The following is a 21,591-nucleotide window of genomic DNA, read 5'->3' as shown; positions in this document are numbered from 1 at the left end:
TCAGGCCCCCGACGCTAGAGCGGCCCACTGACAACAGCCTCTCTCCGAACACGCGGACTTGTCCTGACTTCAATCGAACGCGCCCGGTCAGTCGCAGTTCTTGATAGGACTAGTGAGGGCGTTCTCAAGCGCCTGACATTCGTAGGAGAAGGGCTCGGGGGTGCTGGACGAGGACGCGCTGTGGCGCCGATGTGAGCTGGCGTGGGGAAGGTGGCTGGAGGAGAGCGGACATGCCGTCACTCCTCTGGGGGAGGCCGTCGGCAACACGGCCCGCGCCCAGGCGCCGCTGACCATGGTGGGCGGCGAGCATCTCCGCAGCCCCGACTTTTCTGCCATCAAGGACGGCACGACAGCGTTCTGGGAGGTCAAGAGCCGCTCGCGAGCCTCCGTCGACGCCCTGACCGGAGAGAGCCAGCACTGGATCGACAAGGCTGCGTTCGTCGACTATCTCAAGATCAACGCCAAGACTGGTACCCGTGTCTGGGTGGTCTTGTACGAGGCGCCCACGGCCACGAGTGAGGGCAGGTGGTTGCAGACCGACGTCCAGCACCTGCGCGAGGTCGGCACTGACGAGCAGCGCCGTGGGGCGAGTGGTGAGCTCGTCGATGCATGGGTGTGGCCGGTGTCCGAGATGCGTGAGATCCCGGGACCCGAGGTGAGTGTCGGCCGTGGTGAGGAGCCGCTTCTGCCCACGGAGGGCGGGGGCGATCCCGTCTTGCCGGACGACCTCTTCCCGATCGAACGCACCCTGCGTCGGAAGCGCGGCAGCAAGACCGCCCTCGAGGAGGACGGCGCTGCGTCGAGCTCGGTCCCGCCTGAGGTGCAAGCCGACAGCCCGCTCCCGCACGAGTGGCTCGAGCAAGAGCCTGCGCTCGCTCTGGACGTCCTCCGCCGGTCGCTCGGCGTCCCACACTTCCCGCGGTACTCGGTGCTGCGGATCGGTCTCGATGGAGTCAATGTCGACGACCTCCTAGGTCTCATTGACTACGGCATCCGCGTGCTCATCGTCTCGACGTCCGAACCCACCCACGCCGTGCCGCATGAGCGGCTAGCCGCCTACCACGACGCTCGGCTGCTCGAGTGGGCTGTCGTCCCTGACGCACAGCTCCCCGATGCGTGGATCGTGGACGGCGTGGGTCTCCACGAACTTCCCAACGACGTACGACGTGCCCTGGTGGCAGCAGATGACGCCGGGGGCCTCAACCTCGCGCAGTACCGCGTGGTGCACGCCCCGGCCGACACAGATGTGGTCGTCAGTGCCGGTGCTGGCACTGGGAAGACCGAGACGATGTCGGAGCGCATCGTCTACCTGCTCGCGACGGGGGCTGGTCGCTCGTCCGGCCAGGGCGAGGAGCCACGGGACCTCCGGGCCGATGAGATCGCACTGATCACCTTCACGCGTGAGTCGGCGTCGGAGATGCGCCAGCGGATCGCTCGGACTCTCTTGCTCCGCCAACGACTCAGTCGGTCCTGTGCACTCCCCGTCCTCGCCTGGATGCTGCAGCTGGCACGAGCCGACATCACCACCATCCACTCGTTCGCGAAGCGGGTCATCGCCGCTGGTGGCGGCGCAGTCGGGCTCGGCCCGGAGACGCGCGTCGCGCGACGCACCCTCGAGGTGCAGGACGCGATCCAGCGCGCGCTCGCCGGCCGCCTCGTGGACCTCATCCAGCAGCACCACGCCAAGGTCCCGGCAGCCTATGAGTGGCAGAAGCACGTGCTCGCCGTCTGGGAGGCCCTCGAGAACAACGGTGTCGACCTGCTCGGTGTCGCAGGTCCGTCCGGCGTCGACGACGTCGACTGGGGCACCTCCCCAGATGGCTTGCTGGGCAACGAGGTCGTGGCTCTGACCAAGGCCGTCGTCGTCGATGCGGCCAGGAGCCTCTCGGCCAAGTACCTGCGCTACCAGACCCTGCCGACGAACGCGCTGGTGCCTGCTGCCACCGCCGTCCTCCGGTCCAGTGCCGAGCCGCAGGTGCGGCCGTACCGCTACCTCTTCGTCGACGAGTTCCAGGACACCGACGCAGGCCAGATGGACCTCGTGCTCGACGTGCGCGAACGCCTCGGTGCTCGGCTCTTCGTCGTCGGAGACGTGAAGCAGGGCATCTACCGCTTCCGAGGAGCGGAAGGCAACGCGTTCAAGGAGCTCGCCGTCCGGTTCGGCGACCGAGAGCTCGCATCGCCGCGCACGTACGAGCTCACCAGGAACTTCCGCTCCGGCGAGCAGCTGCTCGACTCGATGCACCCGTGGTTCTCCGCGTGGGGGACGCGCGAGCTCCTGCCGTACGGGGCGGGTGACCGCCTGCGACCGCGTTCCAGGGACAACGACGCGAGCAAGGCTGCGACGATCAAACGGGTGCGTGCCAAGGACTTCGCCGAGGAGGCCGCAGCGCTCGTGGAGCGCTGGGACAAGGTCGAGCAGGGAAGCACGATCGGCATCCTGTGCCGCGAGAACTGGCAGGCCATCGCGGTGCAGAAGGCCGTGCGCGATCGCAAGCTGCCGTGCGAGCTCCGGGTCGGGGGGAGCTTCTGGTCCTCGCCCGCGGTGCGAGAGCTGCGCGTGCTGCTGGACGCGGTCGCAGACCCGGACGACGCAGCAGCCCTGCTCGAGCTCTGCGAGACCCGCTGGGCTGCCGGGATCCTGGGCGACCAAGCGCCCACCGGGGTCGAGGAGACCTTCTGGGGTGGTGGTCTCGAGGCGCCGCTCGCGTGGCAGAGCCGCTTCGCTCACGTCGGCAAGACTGGGTCGTTCCTCCGGGCCGATCTGGCAGCTCTTCGGGATCGCGCCAGGCTGCTTGGCGACATGCTCTCGACCACGCCCGTGCTGGAGTGGATCGTGGAGTGCGCGCGCGTCTTCGCGCCCGAGGCATGCTCGCTACCCGTCGACGATGACGAGACCGAGCGCAGGCGATATGGCCGGTGCCTCGACCACCTCCTGACCCTTCTCGATGCGCACTTCCAGGACGGACCACTCAGCCTCGAGCGGTTGCTGTCGTGGCTGCGTCTCCAGGTCTCAACCAACCGCACGGAGGACGAGCCCGACCCCGAGACCGGTGGCCATATCGTGGCGTTGACGGTCCACAAGGCGAAGGGAATGGAGTACCACCGGGTGGTGATCCCCTCCACCGATCGCACGTTCGGTCCGCCCAGGTTGCTCGGGACCCGGACCGCGGTCCTCCGACCGCCCGGCGAGCCCGTGCGACTCCTGTGGCACTGGCACCTCCACAAGAAGACCTCGTACGAGACCGAGTACACCAACGTCCCGGTTCAGCGAAAGCTGATCGACTGGGGCACCGACGACACCGACACCGCACGTGAGGAAGCGCGTCTCCTCTATGTAGCCATGACCCGTGCGAAGGAGGAGCTCGTGATGATGGTCGACCACTCGGCGACAGCCAGCGCCTCGCCGACGTGCTGGGCTGACCTGCTCCTGATGGGGGATCGCCGTGGGTGACATGCAAGCTCTCGCGCTACCCCGGGTGTCCCAGGCCGCGATCACGCGAGCACTGGAGCAGGAGATCGGGCTCGGTTGGGACCAGGTGGCGCACGTCACGGCCACCACGACGTTGGCCAGCGCGGTGCAGGAAGAGCGTGTGGTGGCCCTCCCGGTCGCGACCCTGGTCGACCTCGTGACCCTGCCGGGGCTCGACGGCGACATGTGCCTGCCACTAGACGCGTTCCCTGGCCCCGACCTGATGGCTTCGTCGTTGCGGGAGTGGCGGGCCCAGGTCCGTGACTGGCAGCAGGAGGGCTCCGGTCGTCGTCTGCGCACCGGCATCGGGGTCGATGACTCGCTCCGCCGCTACGTGCGAGAGAACGCTCAGGACCGCGTCGGACGAGCGCTCCTCGCCTCGCGGCGCCAGTACGCCACCACGATCCATGCGTTGGTAGCCGCTGGTGTGCGCCCCGACGGCCTGGTGGCGAAGGACCCGGCTGCCCAGGTCGCCGCCCGTGCCTGGGCTCAGGCCGAGGTGGACGTCCCCTCGCTCAAGGCGCCACGGGAGCTGCTGTGGGTGGACCACGACGACCTGGCGCAGGGTTCCACGCCTGAGGCGAGGGGGCTTCGGGAGCGGATCGAAGCCGCCCTGGTCAAAGCGTTCGGGTCCAGCGAGCGGCGGACGATCGTCCACCACGGGTTCTACTTCTACAACCCGGTGCAGTGGGCGCTCTTCCAAGCCGTGGCGAGAGTTCCTGGCATCGACCAGGTCTTCATCGTCCACGACGACGGGGAGAACCCTGCGTTCTCCACGTGGCGCTACTTCTTCCGCACGGAGTGGCAGATGCCTGTCCCTCGACCGGTCCAGGTCGACGAGGCTGTCACCCCGGCAGCGGATGTCTTTCGCGAGGTGCTGACCGGCAGCAACCCGCCGTCCCCGCCCTCGTTGCGCGTCGTCGAGTGCCGCAGTCCCGCTGAGCTGGTCCGGCTGTGGCGAGCGGAGAGCGAGGGAGGCGACGAACCGGCCCGCTTCGCTGCGGAGGCCGAGCAGGTCGAGCGGTACGTCGGCAGGCTGGGACGACAGGTCGCGCGCGAACCCGACGCGACGGGACACGCGCCGGCCCCCAGCTTGTCGCAGCTGCCGGTGGGAAGCTTCTTGCTGGCGCTCCACCGGTGCATCGAGCAGGACGACGCTGGTGCGGTGTCGTTCTCCCTCACCACGGACACCCTGCTGGACCTCGTCGCCAGTGGATACCTCGAGGTGGGAGAGCCCACCGGGTCGGTGTCTGCGCCACTGCTCCGTCGGGTGCTTCCCTACTTCGCCGACTGCAGGTCGGCGGACGAGTGGAGAGAACGTTCAGCCCAGCTGGTCGAGGTCATCGATGCTCGTGTGGCCCCGCGCGGCGGCCGCGAGGACTCGGACGACGACAGCACCCGCATCGAGGGGGCGGTCGCGAACCCCACGCGGTTGGTGCCCTGGGCGGACATCTCACGCGACGACGCGAACAGGGTGCGGGCCACGGTGCACGCCGTCGTCCGGCTGCTCGAGGAGACCACCGCACGCGAGCGCGTCGTCCTCGGTGACCACCTCAAGACCTTGCGGCACCGGCTCGACCGGGCGCTTCGTCAGCTGCCGCCCGACGAGGCCCGCGCCGTCGAGGCCAAGCTCCGGGGGCTGGGGGTGCTCACCGAGGAGGAGATCGACGTTGCGGGACTGGTCGACGTGGTCGCCATGATCCTCGGCCGCAGCCTCGACCTGGAGCGCGAGGACGACACCGATCCGTTGTCGACCAAGGTCACCAAGCTCCGGGGGCTCGACGCACTGGGACTTGCCCGGGTCGAGAAGGACATCCACCTCGCCAACATGGCCGAGGACGCGTTCCCCACGGCGGCACAGGCTGTGGGGTGGCCGTTCACGCTCGACGACCTGCGAGCCTCTCCGGACGACGCTGTCGAGCCGGTCACCGCCGGCCTCCTGGAGACACGCGCCCAGACCGCAGGCCTGAGCGATCTCTACCTCTTCTGGCTTGCTCTCGACGGTGTCGGCCCGGACGGAACGGTGACGATCAGCTGGGTCGCGGACTCTGCGGGCGAGCGTCGCCGCCTGTCCCCGATCGTCTCCCTGCTCACGGTGCCAGAGTCGACAGCGGCCGTGCAGCAGGCTGCGGGGGGTGTGGCCGTGGAACAAGGCCCGGCTCCCGCCCAACAGGACGCGGACCGCGCCCGGCCCGTCCTCCCGCTGCCCGACGAGGACGAGGATGTGCTGGTGGGTGCGGTCGACTCGATCGACGCCCGAGCTTCTGCGGCCGCCCGGGCCTGCCCACGCCGCTTCGCGATCCAGTGGGCGATGGGACCGACCGCGTCCTTCGGGCCGACACACCTGCAGTCGATGCTTCATGGCAACGTACTGGGTGCGCTTGAGGTGGACGGGGAACCAATGCTCGCCGCGCGGGCTACGGGCAACGTGCTGTGGCCCCACCTGACGAGCGGGCAGCGGGCGAGCAGCTACGACAAGCGTGTGGTGAAGCAAGGCGGGGCCAAGCCGGCGTGGCTGCTGACCCTCAAGGGCAACAAGGACGGGTCCGGGGACCTCGACGCGGCCTACCAGATGGCCAAGGACGGCATACCGGTCGACGAGCTCACCATCGCGCCACCCGAGCCCGCAGTTCTGCCGCCTCGAGCCCAGAGCGCCGAGGTGTGCGCGTTCTGCCCTGTGCAGGCGCGGTGCCTGCAGTGGCGTGACCCCCGGGACGAACGCTGACGAGTCAGCCCGGGCGTCATCAATCGACAACCAAGGAGAAGAGCACGTGGTTGAAGCGCTCAGCGTCGTCGTGGCCGCCTGGACCTGGCAGCACGACACCCTTACGGTGCTCGCGTCCAACACGACCGGGCGAGCGACGGAGATCGCGGTGCTGTTGGACGACCGCGCCGACCAGTTCGGCACCGAGCACAAGTTTGCTTGGAACGACTGGCTCCGACTGTCCAACCTGCTCAACCTCCGTCTCCAGGAGGCGCACCTCGTCACGTACGGTCAGGTGGTCGAAGGGGCCGCACCCGCTCCGTCTGGTGCCGAGGGTGAGCTCGCCGAGCAGGCAGTGGGAGCGGAGCTGGAGCTCCTTCAGGTGCTCGCGGGGTCCGACCTGGCCGCTCCGGTCCTCGGGCACGAGAAGGCGGACGGGCTGCCGATCGACGTCGCGTGGCCTGACCAGCACGTGGCCGTGGACCTCGGCTTGCCCGAGGACGACCGGGCAGAGCTGGTCGACCTCGGCTGGACCGTCGTGCCGGCGGACCTGGACGCCATCCGTACCGCACTCGCACACGCAGGAGGCCAGTAGTGCCCCAGATCATCCTCGGTCCACAGCAGCATGCGCCTCAGGTGGACGGGTCCGTTCGGGGCAAGGCTTACAGCTTCCTCGCCAAGCTCGCCGAGAACGACGCGCTCCCGGGCCTGCACGTCGAGCCGATCGCGCAGTCCGTGGATCCCCGCGTGAGGACCGGACGGGTGGACCAGTTCTGGCGAGCCGTGCTGTTCAAGGTGCAGGGCCACGCCGAGGACGCCATGTACGTGTACCTCGGCGTCTGGCCGCACGACGACGCCATCGACTTCGCCAAGAAGGCTCGGCTGCAGGTCAACCCGGTGAACGGCATCGCGGAGCTGCTGCTCTCCGAGCCCGAGCCGGTTCACGCGACCGTGGCCGCCGACCAGGGACGCGGCCGCGTTCCTGCGGCAGAGCCGATCATGCGGCGGCTCGGGCACAGCGTCGAGGCGCTCGTGGACGACCTGGGGCTCGATCGTGCACTTGCCGAGCTCGCTGTCGAGGTCGTCGACCCCGACGACCTCGTCACGCTCGCCAACGAGGCCGTCGCGTGGCAGGGCGCTGCGCTGATCGACCTCGCGGCAGGCAAGAGCCTCGACCAGGTGAAGGGTTCGCTGGGGATCGACGCCGAACCAGAGCCCCACGAGGAGGTTTCCGCGGACGAGGACGAGGAGCTCGCAACGGCGCTGACCCACCCGGCCGCTCGGATGCAGTTCGCATTCGTGGAGGACGACGCTGCGCTGCGTCGCGCGATCGAGGACGGCGACTTCGACGCCTGGCGCGTGTTCCTCCACCCCGAGCAGCGCAAGTACGTCGAACGGTCGTGGAACGGCCCGTTCCGGCTGTCCGGTGGCGCCGGGACCGGCAAGACGGTAGTCGTCCTCCATCGGGCGCATCGGCTCGCCCGTAAGAACCCGAACGCTCGGATCCTGCTGACCACGTTCAACAAGACGCTGGCCGAGTCGCTCCAACGTGACCTGCGCACCCTCGACCCCACCATCAGGCTCGCCAGCACCGTCGGTGGACCAGGAGTCCTGGTCCGTGGCGTCGACTCTGCCGTGCGAGCGGTTCTTCAGCAGCTTCAGGACGCGGTGCCTGCGGCCATCGTCAGGGTCCTGGGCGACCGCACCAGCGAGAGCTCCCGGATCACGAGCCAGCACGCGTGGCGGGACGCGATCGCCGACGCCGGTGACACCCTGCCGGAGGCGCTGCGGAGCCCTGTCTTCTTCCAGGCCGAGTACGCGACCGTCGTGCTGCCGAACCGGATCACCTCGGTCGAGGAGTACGCACGCGTCCGCCGCCCAGGCCGAGGGGTCGCCCTGGACCGCGCGAGCAGGACCGCCGTGTGGTCCGTGATCTCGGCGTACCGGCTCAACGCCGGGATCCAGGGCACGGTCGACTTCGCCGAGGCCGCAGCGATCGCTGCAGAGGTCCTCGCCGCTGGCCAGGCACCGCCCTTCGACCACGTGCTCGTGGACGAGGGCCAGGACCTCGGACCGACGCACTGGCAGTTCCTCAGGGCATCGGTCGGGGAGGGCCAGGACGATCTCTTCATCGCAGAGGACGCCCACCAGCGCATCTACGGCTACCGGGTCGTGCTGGGTCGCTACGGCGTCAGGATCGTCGGGCGTTCCCAGCGACTCCGGCTCAACTATCGGACCACCGCGCAGAACCTGCGCTACGCGGTGAACGTCCTCGAAGGCATCGACTTCGTCGACCTGGAGGAGCTGCCCGAGGACGTCACCGACTACCACTCGGCACGCACCGGCCCTGCTCCCAGGACGGTCCAGGCTCCCTCGTTGAGCGAGGCCTTCGACCAGGCCGCCGCGTCCGTGACGGGGTGGTTGGAAGCCGGTGTGCGACCCGAGACGATCGGGATCCTCGTGCGCACCGAGCAGGCAGGACAGCAGCTCGTACGCGCGCTGCAGGACCGCGGCGGCGCTGCACGGTTCGTCTCGGACAAGAACGTGCCGGAGGGAAAGCCAGTGGTGATGACGATGCACCGGGCCAAGGGCATGGAGTTCGCCAGGGTGCTCCTGTTCGGCACTGACGCCTCGTCGCTGCCGGCGCCATTCCTGCTGGCCGGACTCACCGACGTCGACCGCGAGGACGCGCTCCGGCGCGAGAAGTCCCTGCTGTACGTCGCGGCGTCCCGGGCGCGTGACGAGCTGGTCGTCATCTGGACCGGTGAGCCGAGCCAGCTGCTGCCCAGAACCCCTGGAGCGCCCTGATGGCGGGGCAGTCGTGGAGCGAGAAGGAAGTCGACCTGACGATCGACACCTACTTCACCATGCTGCGCCTCGAGCTGGACGGCGAGGCGTACCGCAAGGCAGAGCATCGTCGAGACCTCCTCTCCAAGATCGACCGGTCGGCCGGGTCGGTCGAGTACAAGCTGCAGAACATCTCTGCGGTGCTGGACGAGCTGGGCGGGGTGTTCATCGACGGGTACAAGCCCGCTAGCAACGTGCAGGGCCTGCTGCGCGAGCGGGTGACGGCGCGTCTCGGCGAGGCCGCAGACCTTCGTCGACGCATGGTCGAAGCGGCCGAGGAGCCTGCGCCCACGACAGCAGTGGCACTCGGCGATGCGGTGGCTCCTCCCAGTGTCACCCTGACCACCCCCGCGCTCGGCCGGTCGAGGGTGGCACGGATGGTGGACTTCCACGAGCGCGAGGCACGCAACCGGTCGCTCGGGTTGGCTGGGGAGGAAGCAGTCGTCGACCTTGAGCGGCGACGCCTCGCAGTCGCAGGTAGAGATGACCTCGCGAAAGAGGTCCGCCACGTCTCCGTGCTGGACGGGGACGGCCTCGGCTACGACGTGCGCTCGTTCGACCCGAGTGGCAACGAGCGCTTCATCGAGGTGAAGACGACGCGCTACGCGCGACACCTGCCCTTCCTCGTGACGAGGAACGAGGTGGACTTCTCCGAGGAAAGGCCCACCCAGTTCGTGCTCTACCGGTTGTTCATGCTGGGCGCCGCGGGCATGGGGCACTACGAGCTGGCGGGCTCGCTCCGGTCCCAGGCGCAGCTCGAGCCCACCACCTATCGCGGGCTCCCGAACGTCGGATAGGACCTCTGCAATGGACGACGTGGCATACGTGCCTTCTGTGGACGGGGACTGGACTGACCTCGGCGGCGGGGCCAGTTCCTGGCTCGTCCTGGGAGCGCCCACTTCTGAGCTTGCCGGCGCGGCCGAGCGTGCTGGAGCATCGCTGCGTTTCACCGACGGTTCCACCTGGGCTCGCGCGCTCCACACCGGCACGTACACGCTCCGACGTGGGACCGACTGCGTCGTCATGGTCGTGTCAGGAGGGCTTCCCCCAGACGGCGCCTGCCGGGGCGAGCAGAGGCACGTGACGGGGCACCTCGGGCTCGTGGAGCCCGTGTTCGAGACCTTGTGGTCGCAGGCCAGGGCTGTTGACACCTCAGCTGGCGTGCGCGAAGGGGACATGGTCAGGGTCAGGGGTTCCGGCGAGCTGGGCACGGTCACGGGCGTCCGCCTGAGGGCAGGCGAGTACGAAGTCGAGGTGCGTGGCCCGCATGGCGTCCAGGTCATGGACGTCGATGCCGTTCAGGTGATCGAGGGAGATCCGAGGGATCCGTCCTTCTGGATCCGGCAGCCCGGAGGATCGGCTGCGGACATCTCCCTCACCGTCACGTGGACCAAGCTGCGGAACGCTCTCACCGACACCGTCTACTCCTACGCGTCGAGCAAGACGATCTTCCGTCCCTACCAGTTCGTGCCTGTGCTCAAGCTGCTGTCTTCGGGCACGGGGCGACTACTGATCGCGGACGAGGTCGGTCTGGGCAAGACGATCGAGGCCGGTCTCATCTGGAGCGAGCTGGAGCGACGGACTCCTCTCGACAGGGTGCTCGTCGTTTGTCCGGCGTCGCTGCGCCTGAAGTGGAAGAGCGAGATGGGACGCCGTTTCGATCGAGACCTCGCCCTCATGTCGCCCGGTGATCTGCGGGACCAGGCGCATGCGATGGCCCAGGGACGTGACGCTCGGTTCGCAGGAGTGGTCGGCATCGAGGCGCTCAGGCGGGACGAAGCCGCGCTTCAGGCACTGACTGACGTGCACGCGCGGTTCGACCTCGTCATCGTCGACGAGGCGCACGCCCTTCGCAACAGAGGCGGGAAGAGCTATCAGCTGGGGCAGCTGCTCTCCGACTGGGCCGACGTGATGATCTTCCTCTCCGCCACCCCGCTGAACCTGGGGCAGGGCGACCTCTTCAACCTCGTCAACATGCTGCACGAGGAGGAGTTCAGCGACCCCGCGATCTTCCAGGCACAGCTGGAGCCGAACCAGGTCCTCAACGCGATCGTGGGGGACCTGCGGCGGAAGAAGGACGAGCCCCGCGCGCTGCTGCCAGTTGCCGAGAGCATCCTTGAGATGGAGCTCGGGGCGGCGGTGGCGGCTCGGCCCGACTACGAGCGACTGTGCACAGTTCTGGACGTTGATCGACCGTTGACGTCGGAGGAGGTAGCCATTGCCAAGCGGGCAGCGAGCGCGTTGAACACCCTGGGAAGCGTGTTGACGCGCACCCGCAAGGCGGACGTCCCGGACAAGAAGGCGGTCAGGGAGGCCGAGCAGGTCTTGGTGAGCTGGTCGAAGCGTGAGCGAGACCTGTACGACGGTGTCCGCGCGCTCTACACGGCGGAAGCGGTGCGCAAGGGGTCACCCATCGGGTTCGCCCTCCAGATGCCGCTACGCCAAGCTGCCTCGTGCCTACCCGCCATGCAGGAGAGCATCCGCCGAAAGTTCTCGGACATGGTGGACGAGGACGAAGATGCCTTCGAGGGCGAGGACGCCGGGGCTGGAGAGGCGCTCGATCCCTCTGTCCTGAACCTTCCGAGACTCTTGGAGACGCTCGAGGCCGACTCAAAGTTCGAGGCGATGCTGGCGCGGCTTCTCCAGGCTCGCGACCGCGGGATGCACCAGGCGATGGTGTTCTCGTTCTTCACAGGGACGTTGAGATACCTGGAGGAGCGGCTGCAAACGCACTTCTCCGTCAGGACCATGACGGGCGGAACCCCGATGGGCGATCGCCAGTCTGTCATGGAGGATTTCCGTGCCGGCAAGTTCGAGCTGCTCCTGCTCAGCCAGGTGGGTGCTGAAGGTCTGGACTTCGAGTTCTGCAACGTCATGGTGAACTACGACCTGCCTTGGAACCCCATGCAGGTCGAGCAGCGAATCGGCCGCCTCGACCGCTTCGGGCAGCAGCACGACAAGATCTTCATCCTCAACATGCACGTGCCCGGGACGATCGAGTCGGATATTTTTGAGCGCCTCTACAGCCGGATTGGCGTCTTCGAGCAGTCAATCGGTGAGCTCGAGCCAATTCTCCGTGACAAGTTGAAGGAGATCACCCAATCGCTGCTCGACCCGCGCCTGACCGAGGTGGAGCGGGACCGCGAGTCGGAACGCGTGGCGGTTGCGCTGGCCGAGAGGGCGGAGCAGGTGCGCGAGCTGGAGGAGTCGCGCGGCGCGTTGTCCACGGTCGACCAGCTTCAGGTCGATGGAATGACTGACGACGGTCCCACGGACGGACGTTTCGTGGGTCCAGGGGAGATCCGACTGCTTGTCGAGCGGGTCCTGGCCCAGTACGGAGGCAAGCTCACGTCCCCGAGCCAGTTGGGCATCTGTCGTATGTCTGGTTCGGTGGAGCTGGCATCGCGACTACGCGCGTTGGACGTCAGGCGGACCGGAACCATGCGCCCGGTCGGTCAGCTCGCCGCAGACCTGGCCACCCGACGCGACCTACGCGTCACCTTCGACAGCGACGTAGCGAGCAAGCACGAGGTTGAGCTCATCTCGAGCCGTCACCCGCTCGTCGACCTGGCGCTCAAGACTCTGGAGGAAGACACACTCAGCCTGCGTCGGTTCTCGGTCGTCGGAATCCCCGGTCTTGCCATGACGGGCGAGCAGGCACTGGTGCGGCTGGACCTGGCGCGATCCACTGGGGTGAGGCCCCGTACGGAGCTTTGGGCACATGCGGTCGACCTCGACACGGGAGTCCCGATCCCCGAGATTGGCCCCCTGTTGCTCGACAACATTGCTCATGGTCGTCTAGTTGATGTCGCACGAGAGGCGCACCCCCGGGTGGGGGTCAGCCTCAGCCTGCTCGACGACCTGGCCGCCGCTCGCCGGAGGGAGACGAGCCGCGAGCGTCGCGCCGACAACGAGGCACTCGTCGACGCGCGCCTGGCGTCACAGATACGTTCGATTGACCTCAAGATTGCGCGCGCTCGGGCGACACTGGTAGAGGTGCGCGACCGTCAGCGTGACGATCGAGTCGCGCGACTGCACGAGGGCCGCATCAACAACCTCGAGCTGGACAAGGACCGTGTCAGGCACGAGCTCGAGGGGAAGCGTGAGCTGGACGTGACGTCATCCACAGTAGCCGTGCTGCAGGTGCACCGAACCTAGCCACGCTCAGTGCAGGAAGAGCGGATCCTTCATCCAAGACCGTTCGAGCATGGGAGCCCGAGAGCCGCCTCGCTTCTTCGCGTACAAGACGGCATGGTCCTTGCCGCGGATGACCGGCCAACGCGGAACCATGAACTCGGCCTGTTCGCCCTTACCGTCGATGATCAGCACCCGCCCATTGGGGTAGATGAGCACGGCCGGAGGCTTGCGACCAAACCGCAGGAGGAACCCGTCGCCCCGTGCACCATCGATCGAGAGGGCCGCGCGTTCTCCTCCTGCCGTGTAGATGCTGACCAGCCCTTCGCCCCTCGCCGGGAGCGCCCCGGGCTTCGGGCGCCACTCGTAGTAGAGCGAGCTGCGCTGCATGGCCTGGAACGGTGGGTAGAACGGGGAATGAGCCTCGTACACCGGCTCTCGTTGAGGCACGCCGTCAGAGTCCTCGTACTCGAGCACGAAGTGCAACGGAGGGCGATGCAGGTTGATTCGCTCGTAGGACGCGGTCTCCGCGAGGCCAGCGACGATCGCTTCTTCAGACGGCCCGCCCGCGTCCGAGGAGATCTCGGCCTTGGGGAACATGGCGGCCAGCCTCCTGGCAACCGAGGGGACTCGGGACATCCCACCTGCAAGCAGCACGAAGTCGACCTCACGAGCAAGAGACTCCAAAGGCACTCGACGAATTTCGGACGGCGTCTTGGTGACCTCATGCGTGACCTGTGCGCCCCTGAGCACCGCCCAGACCAGGTCGGCCGCTCGGCTCAGCTGTTCGTCGAATGCGGTGTCGAGCTGCTCGCGCGAGAGGCTCAGAGCAGGAAGATCGACGCTGGGGTACCGAATGGCTACTGGGGTGTCGAGCTCTTCGCTCAACCTTTCTTTCGCTTCCTTGGCGGCCTGGCGAACCACTGTGCGCAAGGCCCTCGAATACGACATGTTGTCCAGGTTGATTCCTTGATCGAGCAGCTGTCGCTCGAGCTCCGCAGCCAGGCGCTCGTCGAGAGCGTCGCCCGCCTCGTCTATGCCCCAGGAGGACAGCACGGACATCTCAGGGTCGTGACCGAGCTCCGCGTGGACGTCCAGGACGGCTACATCGAGCGTCCCGCCTCCCATGTCGAAGACCAGCAGCTGGCCGCGCACGCCCTGCCCCGACCGCGCGATCCTGTTGTTGACCCAAGCCACACCCGCGGCGATGGGCTCGTCGATGAGCGTGTGGTCGTCGACCGGCAGACCAGCTGAGCGGGCCACATCGAGGAGCCGCTTTCGCTGACGACCCGTCCACATGGCCGGACAACCCAGTCGGACGGCTCCCGGCTCGAGGTCGAGGTCGTCGCGCGAGCGGGCTGCAAGCTCGCCGAGCAATGCCCGAATGCCATCATCTACGCCGACTTCTGCACCATCGATCACGACCGTCTGCTGGCCCTTGGTGATCGCTCGCTTGATCGATCGTCGTACGCGTTCCACGGGAAGGTCTGCCGCGGCCTCTGCCACGACCAGGTCCTCTGCCTCTGTCAGCCCAATGAGGGAGGGCAACCACGAAGTGCCACGAGTCCCGACTGGAAGCACGAGCGGAAGCCGGCCGCGGCGCCCCTCCGCGACCAGGGTCGTCGAAGTGCCGAAGTCGACGCCCACGGCGTGCGTGAGGAGCGGGACGTCGGGAAGATCTGTAGGCGGACTTGATGGTCGCACGGACGCAGGTGACGTCGTTGACCTCGCTGCGACGGCATCTGCCGTGGTGACAGAACGCTTGAACCACGGCACCTGCAATCACTCCCCGTTTGTCACAACCTGCGCCTTCAGCAGCACGACCGTCTCCGTGCCCTCTCGCCATGTATATCCGGGACGTACGACAGTGACATCGGTATCAGAAGAAATCGTCTGACCCATCGGATCATGAGTGCGCGGATCAAAGGTCGATCGTTCTCCCGTGGTGCCGATGGGGTCGAGACCTTCGCGCGCGGTGGCATGCCCGATGCTGCGCATGAGTCCGGCATCCTGAGAGGCGGATGCAGACTGGGAGACTTGGGCCGCGATCTTGGCGAGAACCCGCACGAGGTCGGCCCTGACCTGTCTCTCGTGGACGCCTCGTGCATCCGTCTGTGCCCCGCGAGCCGCGGCCAGCTCTTCACCCGTCGCCTGGAGGCGGTGCTCGAGGTGGGAGATTCGCTGCTGGAGCTCACGCTGCCTGTCCTCGCTCGCGCGCACCGCGCTCTGGGCAGCAGTCAACCGATCCTCCATCCTTGCCAGTTTCCGGGTGTCGCTCAAGACCTCGGCCCACGCTGAGGCAACCTCGTCCCGGTTTCCCCCACGGAGGAAAGCCTCCTGCATTCCTTCACCGGACACCCAACGAGCCAACGGTGCGGGGGACGCGATGATCTGACCCAGCCGACTCCTGGTCTCAGCCTGGTTCAACGCCTCGTCAACTAGCGGACGTACAACTCGTTCGGCGATGGTGGCGTCATTCATGGCCGTGGCAAGTGGTCCATGTCCAGCTTCCAGGAGTTGATCGAAGGTGGCCCCCGCCCACCACACGTCACCCCTGGCCCGCTCCGGATCCTCTCGGTAAAGGGTCGCGACCAGGAACGAGCGCCCGCCGGTGCGAGTGAAACTCATTTGTCGGGCAGCCTCCGTCAGGCGTCCCATGTCGAATTGTGTGAGGTCGTGGTCGTCGATGGCTCGCGCCACCGACTCGAGCGACTTCTGAAGGCCAGACAACGCGTGCTGACGGCGCTCGCGCGGCTGGTCCCGCTTCCGTGCTTCGTCCGCGAAAGCTCGCGCGAGGTCGATGAGCAGCCCAAGCGCGATGGCGTGTGACGCCGTCGCGCGCTCGAGCAGAGCCGCCAGCATGGACAGGGGCCAGCCCTTGTCCTTCGGCGCGCGCGCGATCTCACTCAAGCCTGCCCGCAAGGCGGCTTCGTACGCGCCCTTCGGCAACTTGGCGACGTCGGGGCCCAGGAGCCCTTCCTTGCCGGCGCCCAGCACCGTTGCGAGCAGGCCACGGTGCTGCTCGTCCAGGGATGTCAGGAGCTCCGAGAGGTCCGCTGCCTTGACTCTCCCCAACAACTGACCAAGCAGCAAGGGTTGTCGAGTCAACGAGCTCAAGCTCTCATGTGGATCGGTCAATCCTGTTCGGACCAGGAAGCGCACCAGCGGATCCGTCGGCTCCGGGCCGTCATCCTCGGGCTCAGAGGTCGCTGTTGTCCCTTCCGTGAAAGCGCCTTGGCCTTGCTTGTCAGGGCTCGACGTCGAGGGCTGCGACTCGACGGTTGGAGGTGCTTCAGGCTGGCCAGGCGACAATGCAGCTGACGTCTGGGGCAGCGACGGGTCCTCATCCGCCGGCACGCTCGGACTTGGCCGGGTCAGCAGCCTGTAGGTAGGAATCTTGGTGTCTGAGCGCTTGACGTCTGGCGAGGCGTCGAGCTTCCGCTTGGCGCGTTCCCACGACTTGTCGACCAAGCGCCGATCGATGCCGATCAAGGCATTCTTGAGGTCAGCGGCTTTAGCGCCCTTCGGGAAGGTCGACAGAACCTGCACGAAGACGCGCTCGGGAGACGCATCGAGGTCGGACGCCACAAGGTCCGGCTCCGTCCGCAGCCTGTGGGCTATCGACCCGCGCTCGGCGAATGCCTCCGAGGCCTGGATGTCGTGGTCGATCTCGGACCCATCGGGCAGCACGAGCCTCCAGGTCTTGCCCTTGATCCGCTCGACGAGCACACCTACTTCGACGTAGCGGCCGTCGGTGGACTTGCGAAGCAGGACACGATCCGGGTTGGGCACGCCCTGGAGTCTCCCACGCCGGCCAGCTTGAAGTGAGGAGGATTCGCTACCGCGCGAGATCGTCCATGGCTTGAGCGAAACGTTCCCACGAGATGCGCTTGCCGCTCCTCCGTCGCTTTGGCCATCAGTCGATGCTTCCCTTGCTGATCGTCATCGTTCCCAGCTTCTTGCCGTCGGAGTAGATCTCGAACGAGACGTCGCTGTGGAGCATCGCCTTGCGGGGTTGATACATCTCGATGCGGTGCCGGGGCATGGGTGGCTCCTTCGAGCGCTACGGGGGGTCTTCTTCGGCGATGTTGCCTCAAGCAATGTTCACACCAGTTCCGAGTCGTTTTCCCGCAACGCGAGCTTCTTGGGCGAAGTCCCAGTTACGGTCCGGCCCGTGGAACCATTGTTTGACGGGCGCGTGACGCTCAAGGTCGCCGATACCGTCCGCGGGACCTGGGCGCTGCCCAAGTGGGAGAACGTGTCGGTCGGCCGGCTCCCGGCGGCCGGTCTCCGCATTGAAGACTCCTGGGTGCCAGCACGTCTGTGCCGCTTCATGCCGTACGAGCTCGGCTGGCTGGTGCAGGTCGGCCGAGCGCGTGTCGAGGTGCAGAACAAGTACTTGGGCAGGGTCGTCTTTCCAGCGCGGTCGGTGGTGGCGCTGCAGCCGGGGCGCTCACGCCTGCTGTTCCCAGAGCTCGACGACTACTGCATGTTGGGCGTGGTCATCGGCGCTGGCGAGGCGGAGGGCCTCCCGGTGCTGGAGGACGGCGACGACCTCGGTGTCGAGCCCCGGCGTCGGACCGCCTACGCCGTTGACCGCATCGAGATGCCCGACTCACACCGGGCGATCCTGGCGGTCGCCTTCCAACACCTCATGGTCCGCGCGGAGTCACCGGGCAACATCGCGCTCGCCGCCGCCCAGCGCCTCGGAAAGAGTGAGCAGGCGGTGAAGAACGTCATGGCGAGCACACGCAAGAAGGTCAACAACGAGCGTTGGCTCAATCTGCAGACCACGGATCAGCTCGGCCACTACCTCGTCCGGCTGACTCGCAACGTCACGTGGGAGGACGTTCCGGTGCCGCTCCGCGACGAAGGATTACCCAGGTAACCCCGGAAAATCGGACCCGTCCTGGAGAGTCCTTCTCGTCGGCCCGGGCGGGCTGACGGAAGGAGGCGGAGATGCAGACTCTCCACGTGGGCCGCGGCACCAGCCGCGGCGCGATGACGGTGTTCCCGTTGTGGGCCACCACGAGCGGCTCGTGCCGCTACACGACGCAGACCAAGCACCTCGACGTGACCGAGGTGGAGAGCGGCCCCGACGTCGGCACGCTGATGGTCGGCAACGCGGGCAACCGCCCGGCCCTGGTGTTGGAGGGTCAGCTCTTCGAGGGCGGCTGGCAGCACCGGATGTCGATGAAGTCCTTGCTCGTCGGCGTCCACCAGCGGATCTCGGTCGAGGTCGCCTGCGTGGAGCAGGGCCGCTGGTCGGGCGGGCGAGGTCAGCGCACACGCGGGCGCCGCGCCACGCCGTACGTCAGGGACGCCGCGCGCTGGAGTGGCGACGTCCAGGGCGAGGTGTGGACTCGCGTCGCCCGGCACACGCAGGGCACGGACAACCCGACGCAGTCGTTCGTCGAGCACCTCGACCGTGTCGGGGGCGGCCTCGCCGACTGGTCGGACCTGCAGCCGTTGCCCGGTCAGGCGGGAGTGCTCATTGGCATCGGTGGGCAGCCGTACGTCGCCGAGGTGTTCGACTCACCGCACACGTTGCGCCGACAGCTCGGGCCGATCCTCGAGGCGGCCGCACTCGACTCGCAGCTCGCGCCGCCGGTCGAGACGCCCGGCCGGCGGGCGCGCCGCTTCATCGATCGGTGCGACGCCCTGCGCTTGGAGCGCGTCGGAGCGCGTCGGAGCCGCCGGGATCGGCGAGGAGCGGCGCGGGCGGTCGGCGTACGTCGACGCGACCACCCTGCGGTGGGACGGCCACGAGGTCCACACCCGCCTGTCGAACGTGCGCCACCCGATGCTGGTGGCGGGATGAGAGAGGAGCTGATCATGAGCAGCGTGGACGAGCTGATCCGCGAGATCCGTGCTGGCCGCATGCCCGTCGAGGAGGCGGCGCCGAGGATCGCCGCGCTGGTGGCGGCGGCCACGGCGCGGAACGCAGCCGACGTTGAGGGGCTGAGCCGGATGGACGTCGCCTACATGCGGATGGCTGGTGTCCTCGACGAGGCCGACGACACCGACACCTTTGTCGAGGTGGAGGCGGCCTACGCCCTGGGCCACCTGTCCGACGAGCAGTACGCCGTGATCCGCGACGCCGTCGTAGGGGGCTCGCGATGAGGCTCGACAGCGCCCAGCTCGACCGTGCTGTCGGCGCCCTCCTCGCCTCCGCGGTGGGCGACGCGCTGGGCGCCGGCTACGAGTTCGGGTCGGCGCCCTACGGCGGCTGGCCGAGGATGATCGGCGGCGGGCTCGGGGGCTTCGCGCCGGGGGAGTGGACGGACGACACCGCCCAGGCGGTCGCGATCGCCCGGGTCGCGGCGACGGGAGCGGACCTGCGGTCCGAGGGTGCCCTCGATGCGATCGCTGCCGGCTTCGCCGAGTGGTACTCCGGCGGGCCGAGCGACGTCGGCATCCAGACGAGCGCAGTGCTGCGACGGGCCGGTCGTGACGCCATGGCGGTAGCGATGGCCGAGGCCGCCGCGTTCGTCCACGCGCAGTCCGGTCGGTCGGCGGGGAACGGGTCGCTGATGAGGACTGCCCCGGTGGCCCTGGCCCACCTGGACGACCCAGTGGAACTCGTCGCCGCTGCCAAGGCGGTCAGCTCGCTCACCCACCACGACCCGATTGCTGGGGAGGGCGCCGCGCTGTGGTGCCTGATGATCCGGCACGCGATCCTGCACGGGGAGCTTCCGGCCGCCGAGGACGTCTTGCCATTGCTGGGAGAGACGTCGCACGACTGGGGGGCCGTGCTGCTCGAGGCCGAGAACGGTAAGCCGGCCCGCTTCCACAAGAACGGCTGGGTGGTCGGTGCTCTTCAGGCTGCGTGGTCGGCCATCCTGCATACGCTCGAACCGCAGGACCAGCCGTGCCGACACCTGCAGGAAGGCCTCGCGACCGCCATCGCGATCGGCAACGACACGGACACGGTGGCCGCGATCGCCGGCGCGCTGCTGGGGGCGCGGTGGGGAGCGAGCGCCGTACCGCAGGAGTGGCAGGCGCCGCTCCACGGGTGGGGAGTCGACGGCGGTGCCGCTGCGCTGGTCGTCCTCGCGACCACCACGGTGCAGGGCGGCCGCACGCGAGGTCGCAGCGAGTGGCCGCTGTGCGAGCGCATGGACTACCGCGGCTACGGCGGGGAGTCGACGTACGTCGCCCACCCGCTCGTGGACGGTGTGTGGATCGGCGGCGCGCTGCCGCTCGACGACCTGCCGGAGCACATCGACGCCGTCGTCAGCCTGTGTCGGGTGGGCACCAAGCAGGTGCCGGACCACGTCGCGAGCCACGCCGTACGCCTCCTCGACACGGTGGCGGAGGACAACCCCAACGTCGACTTCGTCATCGACGACGCCGCGCGGACGGTCCTGCGGCTCAGGGACGAAGGCAAGCGGGTGTTCCTGCACTGCGTGGCTGCGCACAGTCGTACGCCGACGGTCGCGGCCCGGGTCGGTGTGCTCGTCGGGCACGACCTGGGCGCCGCGCTCAGGGCGGTCGTGGACGCTCTTCCGTCTGCGCGGCCGCAGCGGTGGCTGGTCCAAGCGCTCAGGCGACTGGAGCAGGCCGATCGTGCGAGCATCTGGTCAGGCGACGTCGACCAACGGGGGTTGAGGTGATCACGTCATCTGGAGAGCGCGCACGAGTAGCCGACTTCTGGGACGAGGTGCTCGCCGGCTGGGTACCTGGGCACGGCCACCTCATGCCACCGCTCGACCGCTGGTGCGAGAGCTACAAGGGCCAGGGAGACGGAGTCGTCGACCTGGATCACTACCCGGACCCCTACATCGGGGACCTGCGGGGGCTCAACGGAGAGCCTAGGCTGGTCTTCCTCGGCCTCAACCCGGGCATCGGGTACGACAGCCTGCAGGGTGACCACGGCACCTGGACGAAGCGGATCCGAGCGGCCGGCTACAGCCGGTGCTTCGAGCGCAGCCCCGCCGAGGACCCGGTCTCCTGGAAGGCCCTGCACAAAGGCAAGGAGAGCGCCTACTGGCGCAACCTGACCCGATTCGCAAGACGATGGCTGGACGACCCACACGTCGGTGTCGACCAGCTCTTGAACTTCGAGCTCTACCCGTGGCACAGCAAGAAGGTCGTCGGAAGGATGCGACCCCCCGTCGATCTGGTCGATGACTTCATCTGGAAGCCCGTCCAGGAGGTCCCGGTCGACGAGGTCTTCGCCTTCGGCCGGGGATGGTTGGACGTCTGCCGGGACCTCGACCTGGAGGAGATCGCCACTTGGGGGCCGGAGACCGCTCCGGTCCCCGGCTCGACAATGAAGCATTGGCGCGTGAGCCTGTTCCGGCTGCCATCGGAGCAGGTCGTCGTGGTCAGCAGCCAGATGGGATCGGGTTCGCCGCCCGGGCTCGAGCGGACGAAGCTGCTCAAGGAGGTCGCGGCCGACCACCGGTCATGAAGTCGGACATGCCTTCCC

13 protein-coding genes are annotated in these 21,591 nt (G+C 67.9%); 10 read left to right on the top strand and 3 right to left on the bottom strand.

Annotated features, from left to right (window positions below):
* Positions 1-160 precede the first annotated feature (160 nt).
* The 6 genes from Q1B24_RS08295 to Q1B24_RS08270 are packed head-to-tail and all read left to right on the top strand — an operon-like array spanning position 161 to position 13,181.
* Positions 161-3,454 carry an ATP-dependent helicase gene (locus Q1B24_RS08295; RefSeq protein ID WP_299926152.1) on the top strand — a complete coding sequence of 1,098 codons (3,294 nt, stop codon included), beginning with the start codon at positions 161-163 and terminating at the stop codon, positions 3,452-3,454.
* Positions 3,447-6,197, top strand: coding sequence for a hypothetical protein (locus Q1B24_RS08290; protein ID WP_299926149.1), 2,751 nt, complete (start codon positions 3,447-3,449; stop codon positions 6,195-6,197). The genes Q1B24_RS08295 and Q1B24_RS08290 overlap by 8 nt, the downstream gene beginning before the upstream one ends.
* Positions 6,198-6,243: 46 nt before the next feature.
* Entirely contained in the window at positions 6,244-6,771 is a 528-nt protein-coding gene (locus tag Q1B24_RS08285) for a hypothetical protein (protein WP_299926147.1), read from the top strand.
* 41 nt (positions 6,772-6,812) lie between these two features.
* Positions 6,813-8,984 (top strand): UvrD-helicase domain-containing protein, encoded by a 2,172-nt coding sequence (locus Q1B24_RS08280; RefSeq protein ID WP_299926144.1) that lies wholly within the window; start codon positions 6,813-6,815, stop codon positions 8,982-8,984.
* Positions 8,984-9,820: a DUF3883 domain-containing protein gene (locus tag Q1B24_RS08275; RefSeq protein ID WP_299926141.1), complete on the top strand. Its 837-nt coding sequence runs from the start codon at positions 8,984-8,986 to the stop codon at positions 9,818-9,820. The genes Q1B24_RS08280 and Q1B24_RS08275 overlap by 1 nt, the downstream gene beginning before the upstream one ends.
* Before the next feature lie 10 nt (positions 9,821-9,830).
* Positions 9,831-13,181, top strand: a complete 3,351-nt coding sequence (locus Q1B24_RS08270; protein ID WP_299926138.1) for a helicase-related protein — start codon at positions 9,831-9,833, stop codon at positions 13,179-13,181.
* Positions 13,182-13,187: 6 nt separating this feature from the next.
* Here Q1B24_RS08270 and Q1B24_RS08265 read toward each other — a convergent pair whose 3' ends face one another.
* From Q1B24_RS08265 to Q1B24_RS08255, 3 genes are all read right to left on the bottom strand, one after another.
* A complete protein-coding gene (locus Q1B24_RS08265; protein WP_299926135.1) occupies positions 13,188-14,663 on the bottom strand; it encodes an Hsp70 family protein in 1,476 nt (491 codons plus the stop codon).
* A 276-nt stretch (positions 14,664-14,939) separates the two neighbouring features.
* Entirely contained in the window at positions 14,940-16,949 is a 2,010-nt protein-coding gene (locus Q1B24_RS08260; protein WP_299926132.1) for a hypothetical protein, read from the bottom strand.
* A 124-nt stretch (positions 16,950-17,073) separates the two neighbouring features.
* Entirely contained in the window at positions 17,074-17,202 is a 129-nt protein-coding gene (locus Q1B24_RS08255; RefSeq protein ID WP_299926129.1) for a hypothetical protein, read from the bottom strand.
* Positions 17,203-17,355: 153 nt separating this feature from the next.
* Here Q1B24_RS08255 and Q1B24_RS08250 point away from each other — a divergent pair, with 153 nt between their 5' ends.
* From Q1B24_RS08250 to Q1B24_RS08235, 4 genes are all read left to right on the top strand, one after another.
* Complete coding sequence (locus Q1B24_RS08250; RefSeq protein WP_299926126.1) at positions 17,356-18,045, top strand: hypothetical protein; 690 nt, start codon at positions 17,356-17,358, stop codon at positions 18,043-18,045.
* Between the two features lie 71 nt (positions 18,046-18,116).
* Positions 18,117-19,280: a DUF6569 family protein gene (locus Q1B24_RS08245; RefSeq protein WP_299926123.1), complete on the top strand. Its 1,164-nt coding sequence runs from the start codon at positions 18,117-18,119 to the stop codon at positions 19,278-19,280.
* On the top strand, positions 19,277-20,773 hold the full coding sequence (locus tag Q1B24_RS08240) for an ADP-ribosylglycohydrolase family protein (protein ID WP_299926120.1): 1,497 nt from the start codon (positions 19,277-19,279) through the stop codon (positions 20,771-20,773). The genes Q1B24_RS08245 and Q1B24_RS08240 overlap by 4 nt, the downstream gene beginning before the upstream one ends.
* Positions 20,770-21,573, top strand: coding sequence for a hypothetical protein (locus tag Q1B24_RS08235; protein WP_299926117.1), 804 nt, complete (start codon positions 20,770-20,772; stop codon positions 21,571-21,573). Before Q1B24_RS08240 ends, Q1B24_RS08235 begins: the two co-directional genes overlap by 4 nt.
* Positions 21,574-21,591 lie beyond the last annotated feature (18 nt).

This window comes from uncultured Nocardioides sp. (assembly GCF_947488025.1).
Taxonomy (GTDB): domain Bacteria; phylum Actinomycetota; class Actinomycetes; order Propionibacteriales; family Nocardioidaceae; genus Nocardioides.
Note: the sequence above shows the minus strand (reverse complement) of the source record. Positions and strands in the feature narration are given on the sequence as shown.

Coding starts and splice junctions, on each gene's coding strand:
- Q1B24_RS08275 (WP_299926141.1), top strand. CDS start 8,984: ATGGCGGGGCAGTCGTGGAGCGAGAAGGAAGTCGACCTGACGATCGAC.
- Q1B24_RS08270 (WP_299926138.1), top strand. CDS start 9,831: ATGGACGACGTGGCATACGTGCCTTCTGTGGACGGGGACTGGACTGAC.
- Q1B24_RS08255 (WP_299926129.1), bottom strand. CDS start 17,202: ATGCCCCGGCACCGCATCGAGATGTATCAACCCCGCAAGGCGATGCTC.
- Q1B24_RS08245 (WP_299926123.1), top strand. CDS start 18,117: ATGCAGACTCTCCACGTGGGCCGCGGCACCAGCCGCGGCGCGATGACG.
- Q1B24_RS08240 (WP_299926120.1), top strand. CDS start 19,277: ATGAGGCTCGACAGCGCCCAGCTCGACCGTGCTGTCGGCGCCCTCCTC.